The following is a 5,864-nucleotide window of genomic DNA, read 5'->3' on the forward strand; positions in this document are numbered from 1 at the left end:
GATGGCACCATTGTGCATCCACATCCAACGACCGTGCCGGAACGGGTGGCAGTTCGTCTGCTGCACCGCAGTGCCGGTCGACGCCCGTATGTGGGCGAAGAACAACGGGGAGCGGACGTGATCCGCGATCTCCCTCAGGTTGCGGTTGTTCCAGGCGGGGCCGACGTCCTTGAGCAGGGCCGGGGTGTCGATGCTCTCCTCCGAGTACCAACCGACGCCGAAACCGTCGCCGTTGGTCGTCTCGACGCCGAGTCTGGAGTGGAGACTCTGGTCGATCAGCGAGTGGGTCGGCTTGTAGAGGATGGTGTCGAGAAGCAGGGGTGTTCCCGAGTAAGCGAGCCATCGGCACATGAGCGATCACCTGTGTTTCTGCCTGCGCATGCGGGAACACCTTGACGTCCCGCTCGCGGCTTCCGGAGTCTTCGACGGGTCCGCCGCTCACCCGGCTGCTGCGCCCCGCCGGTTTATTCCATTTTCGCCTCCCCGGCCATGCGTCGCCATGCGGGCGAGGAGCGGACGGGCTCGTGTTCGTGCGCTGCCGGCGTGACGTGGAGACAGCTCACGCGGTCACGCGGGTTCGTGGTCACATGGGTTCGTGCGACGGAGAAGGGGCGGTGCCCGGACCCAGGCCCCGGGGGAGGAACACCGCGGCGGCGAGGCCGACGAGCCCGAGGGCCGCCAGCGTGATCATCGCGGCGGCGTAGGCGTGGGAGGTGAGGCCGGCGACGAGGATGGTGCCGGCGATCGCGGTGCCGAGCGAGGAACCAAGGTTGGAGACGCTGCGGGACAGCCCGGAGATCTCTCCCTGCTGCTCGTCGGGGAAGCTCGACTGCACCACGTTGACCGACGGGGTCAGACACAGGCCGAGGCCCAGGCCGATGAGCAGCAGTCCGGGCGCGAAGGCCCAGGCACTCGGAGAGCCGCTCGCCATGGCCAGCAGGACACCGACTCCCGCGATCGCCACGACGAAGCCCGTCACGATGAGGGTGCGCTGCGCCCACCGCTTCGCCAGGCGTTCGGCGGGCATCGATGACGCGAGCAGGCCGAGCGTGGCGGCCGTGAAGATCACGCCGGTCTCGATCGCGTTGTATCCGCGCACGACCTGGAGATAGCTCGCGACGACGAATGACGCTCCCATGAGCAGGAGCCACTGGATGTTCTGCGTGACGAGACCGAGATTGGAGGTGCGGTTGCGGAACAGGCTCGTCGACAGGAGCGGCTCCTTGCCGGCCCGCTCCTTGGCGCGTACCGACAGGAAGAACCACAGCAGCACGAGTGCGCCGAGGACGATCAGGCCGGTCATCAGCCAGATGTTGTTGTCGGCTGCCAGGATCCCCGTGACGACGAGGATGAGGCCGACGGCCGAGAGGATCGCTCCGGCGGTGTCGAAGGGGCGCGTGGGATCCGGCGGCACAGGGTCCTCGATCCGGCGGCTCAGGATGATGATCAACGCGATCACCAGGGCCTGGAACACGAACGCCGCCCGCCAGCTGACGGCGGAGGTGATGAGCCCTCCGATCAGCGGCCCCGCGGCGGCGCCGATGCCGCCCAGCGCCATGATGGCCCCGAACGCGCGGGCACGTGAGGTCACTTCCGTGAAGAGGAGCGTCGTGAGGATGTAGACGGGCGGGATGAGCAGCGCCGTGCCGACACCCTCGAGGATCGAGTTGCCGAGGATGAGGACGCCCAGGCCCGGGGAGGCCGCGCTGAGCAGGGCGCCGACGCCGTACACGGTGAGACCGGTCAGGAAGCACCGCTTGCGGCCGTAGCGGTCGGTCAGCTTGCCGGCGGGGATCATCAGCGCCGCCATGACCAGGAGGAAGATCGTGATCGCGAGCTGCACTCCCTGCACGCTCGTGTCCAGGTCCTTGCTGATGTCGTTGATCATCACGTTCATGTTCGAACCGGCGAAGCTGCAGATGAACTGGGCCAGGGCGAGCGGGGCCAGCACCGCTCGCGTCGCACCCGGCGTACGTCTCGGCGTATCGGCTTCAGCCACGGGCGCCGCTCCCTTCCGTCGCGTCGAGCGATTCGTCGAGGGCGATGGCCGCGGCGATCAACGCGAGGTGGGTGAACGCCTGGGGGAAGTTGCCCAGTTGTTCACCCGACGGGCCGATCTCCTCGGCGAACAGACCGACGTGGTTGGCGTAGGTCAGCATCTTGTCGAAGGCGTATCTCGCCTCCTGCACCCTGCCTGCGCGGGCCAGTGCCTCGATGTAGAGGAAGCTGCACAGGTTGAAGGTTCCCTCGGAGCCTCGGAGCCCGTCCGGGGAGGCTTCGGGGTCGTACCGGTAGACCAGGCTGTCGCTGACCAGTTCCTGGTCCATGGCGTCGAGCGTGGTGAGCCAGGCCGGGTCGGTCGGGGAGAGGAAGCGGACTCTGGGGATGAGCAGGAGCGAGGCGTCCAGGACGTCGGTCGCGTAGTGCTGGACGAACGCCTGTCTCTTCTCGCTCCAGCCGCGCTCGATGATCTGTTTGAAGACCGTGTCGCGGACCTCCGTCCAGCGAGCGACGTCGGCCGGGCGGGAGAAGGCGGTGGCCCGGTGGATGCCCCGGTCGAAGGCGACCCATGTCATGAGGCGGCTGTAGGTGAAGTTCTGCCGGCCTCCGCGGGTCTCCCAGATGCCTTCGTCGGGCCGGTCCCAGTTGTCGGCGAGCCAGTCCAGGACGTCCGAGAACGCTTTCCAGCCCCTGATGTCGCCGATTTCCCGTGTCTGGGCCAGCGCGTCGGCGACCTCACCGTAGATGTCGAGCTGGACCTGGTCGGCGGCGGCGTTGCCCGCCCGTACCGGCGCGGACCCCGCGTAGCCCTCGAGGTGGTCCAGGATCTCCTCGGTCAGGTGGGGATCACCGTCGATTCGGTACATGATCTGCAGCGGCTCGCCCGAGGCGGTGCGGCCGGCGGAGATGCGTTCGCGCAGCCAGCGGCGGAACGCGGCGGCCTCGTCGGTGAACCCGAGGTCCATCATGGCCCTGACCGAGAGGGAGGCGTCGCGTATCCACGTGAACCGGTAGTCCCAGTTGCGCTCACCGCCGACCTGCTCCGGCAGCCCCATGGTCAGTGCGGCGATCGGCGCGCCCGAGGGCGCGTAGGTGAGCAGCTTGAGGGTGATCGCCGACCGGTTGACGATGTCCCGCCAGCGGCCTCGGTAGGTGCTGGTGCGCAGCCACGTGTGCCAGAAGGTGCGGCAGGAGCCCAGTTCGCCGGCGATCTCGTCCAACGACGGCAGGGGCGGGGGAGGTCCCTCGTTCGCGCTGGTCAGCACCACGGCCGCGGTGTCCCCGGCGGCGAGGGTGCAACTGGCGGTGACGTCTTCGTCATCGGGCCGGAGCGCGAACGGGCCGACGGTCTGCAGATACAGCTTCGTGTCCGGACCGTGGAAGACCACGGATGCCTCATCGATCCGCTCAAGGGTGTGTGGCGCGCGCCCGTAGTCGAACCGCGGGCGGCAGACGAGTCCGAAGTCCAGGCTGCCCCGCACCACGCGCACCAGCCTCACCAGACGATGCCGGTCCGTCGGTGTGGCGGTGTTCAGCGGGGCCATGAAGTCGGCGACCTCACCGACACCGTCGGGCGCCATGAACCGGGTGACCAGGACGGCCGTGTCCGCCAGGTAGAGCTGACGTACCGTTGCCCGGCGCTCTCCAGCGAGATCCGCGGAGAGCCGGCAGTAGCCCCCACGCTCGCTGTCGAGGAGGGACGCGAACACGCTGGGGGAGTCGAACCGAGGCGTACACCACCAGTCGATCGTGCCCTTGGAGGACACCAGCGCGGCAGTCTGGAGGTCGCCGACCATCCCGTGATCGGCGATAGGCGGGTAGGCGTTCATGGAAAGGCTCCCTCGCCCCGATGGGGTGCGGCACGTTCAGCGTTCTGACCTGTGTCCAGCCCCGCGAAAGCCTGTGAGTGAGCGACTGTGTGCCCGTCGCCCCCGGGCTGTCACTGTGGTCCCCCTGCCTCAAGCGTGCGCCGCAACCGAGCGCACCGCACTCCGAGCAGGGCGGCCGTTCGAGTCGCGTCGGGCCGTCCCGGTTTCCGCCCCCGGCGGTTCCCGGTCCCCGACAGATGGATCAACTCGTCCTGGGCACCGTGCAGTTCACGCCAGACCAGCGGAAACCGGGAAACCCGTCGATCACGTCCGGCAGGACGACCGCTTCTCAGTACAACGCCAGCTTCCGTAGCCGCCGCCAGTCCATGGGGGCCTTCGTCCGGGGCACGCCAGGGCGGTGGCGTGGTACCCGTACGTGCAGGGCCCCGGGCCGGATCGTGCATCGTACGGGCGTTGGCAAGGTCAGTGCCTCACCGTCGACCCCGGCTTCTATCTCGGGCTCGTCCGCATCGATGACGACCTCCTGGGCGGTCAGGGTGGTGAGGCCGGACGCGCGCCTCCCCGCGAGCAACTCGGCTGCCTGCGCGGCGTTGTCGACGTTGACGCCCAAGACACCGAGGGCACCTGAATCCAGTACCTCGCGGTGTCCGAGACCGGCGAGGTCGCCCATCCGGTAGGGGTTGTTGCTGACGAGTACGGCCTGAGGTCCGTCGATGATCATGTCCGCGGTGCGGACGGCCAGCCGGGGACCGCGTCGGTGGGTCAGCAGGTCGGGAAGCTGCTGGAGGATGGTGCGGACCTTGTCGTCGCGGTAGGCGGGACTTTGCACCACGGCTGCGTAGGTGCCGAAGGACGCGTTGTTGACAAAGGCCCGCTCGCCGATGAACCCGAGGTCGACGCTGAGTTCGACGCCGTCGGTGAGCGCGTCCAGGCAGGTCGACGGGTCGTCGCGGTCCAGGCCGAGGTCGAGGGCGAAGTGGTTACGGGTGCCGGCCGAGATCACCATGAAGGGAATGCCGTGCCTGGCGGCGACTCCGGCGACCAGGGCCTGTGTGCCGTCACCGCCTGCGACTCCGAGAAGGTCGGCGCCGTCCTCGACCGCCTGGTTGGCGAGGGCGACCACGTCCTGCTGATGAGCTGTGTCCAGCAGGAGGACGTCGGCGTCGAGCGCCTCGGCCTTCTCCTTGAGGTGGAACTTCCCCACCTTTCCGCCGCCTGATCGTGGATTCATGATGAGGAAGGGGTGCTTGGGAGGAGCAGTCCGCGTTTCCGGAGGCCCGGCCGACTCGATGTCCCTGCTGAGTGCCGCTCTGCCGACGGAAACCCCGAGGGCCCACAGAGCGAGGGAAACGACTACGACCCACACCAGCTCCGCCCATGCGTAGAGCACCAGCACCGCGAGCGGGGCGACGGCGGCCAGGGTGAAGGCGAGCAGTCTGCCGATTCCACGCACGGTCAGCGCCCACCACAGGCACGCCGCCGATGTGGCCAGTCCGGCGAGTCCGGCGCCCAGGAGCGCGATGCTCCTGAAGCCGGCGAACACGAGCAGGATCACGACCGCGGCGAGCCCGGCCACCAGAGCGAGCCGTGCGAACCAACGCTGTACGAGGCGACCGTGCGCCCCAGGGTCCCTGTGCATGGAGCCTCCTGCCGGTCGGGGCACGGCCGACGCACCTGTGCGTGGCACCGCGTCCACCGGCGATCCCAGCCGGCCACGGGTACCCCGTCACCCGCTACGGGTGATCACGCCGAACTGCACTCAGTTGTCCGAGTGGAGCGGCTCACAGGGCGAACCAGCCCGGTATCCGGGCCTGCCTGAGGTCGGCCCGCGACGGGGGCCCGACCCGCGCGGTGCGGCCTCACGAAAGGCCACTACCGCCACCACTGCCCATTGCATCACCCGGGGGTGTGCGCCGCATGTTCACCGCCACCGCGGCACGGTTTCAGGCGCGCGCGGGGCCGGCGCCACCACTCCGGGCGGTTGGCCACCTCTCGCCCGTACGGCTCCCCTGGGCGGGCCGTGTCGTCGTGGAG

At 68.9% G+C, this 5,864-nt stretch carries 4 protein-coding genes; all 4 read right to left on the bottom strand.

All coding sequences use genetic code 11. The features are described 5' to 3' along the window. Positions 1-351, bottom strand: a 351-nt coding sequence (locus IEY89_RS39680) for a class II glutamine amidotransferase (protein ID WP_189152379.1), incomplete at its 3' end; no start/stop codon positions are given. 232 nt (positions 352-583) lie between these two features. Continuing rightward, positions 584-1,999, bottom strand: a complete 1,416-nt coding sequence (locus tag IEY89_RS39685; RefSeq protein ID WP_268240809.1) for an MFS transporter — start codon at positions 1,997-1,999, stop codon at positions 584-586. Then, complete coding sequence (locus IEY89_RS39690) at positions 1,992-3,830, bottom strand: glycoside hydrolase family 15 protein (protein WP_189152380.1); 1,839 nt, start codon at positions 3,828-3,830, stop codon at positions 1,992-1,994. The genes IEY89_RS39685 and IEY89_RS39690 overlap by 8 nt, the downstream gene beginning before the upstream one ends. Positions 3,831-4,158: 328 nt before the next feature. Beyond that, positions 4,159-5,469 carry a diacylglycerol/lipid kinase family protein gene (locus IEY89_RS39695; protein WP_189152381.1) on the bottom strand — a complete coding sequence of 437 codons (1,311 nt, stop codon included), beginning with the start codon at positions 5,467-5,469 and terminating at the stop codon, positions 4,159-4,161. Positions 5,470-5,864 lie beyond the last annotated feature (395 nt).

Origin of the sequence: Streptomyces lacrimifluminis, assembly GCF_014646095.1 — a bacterium.
GTDB lineage: Bacteria > Actinomycetota > Actinomycetes > Streptomycetales > Streptomycetaceae > Streptomyces > Streptomyces lacrimifluminis.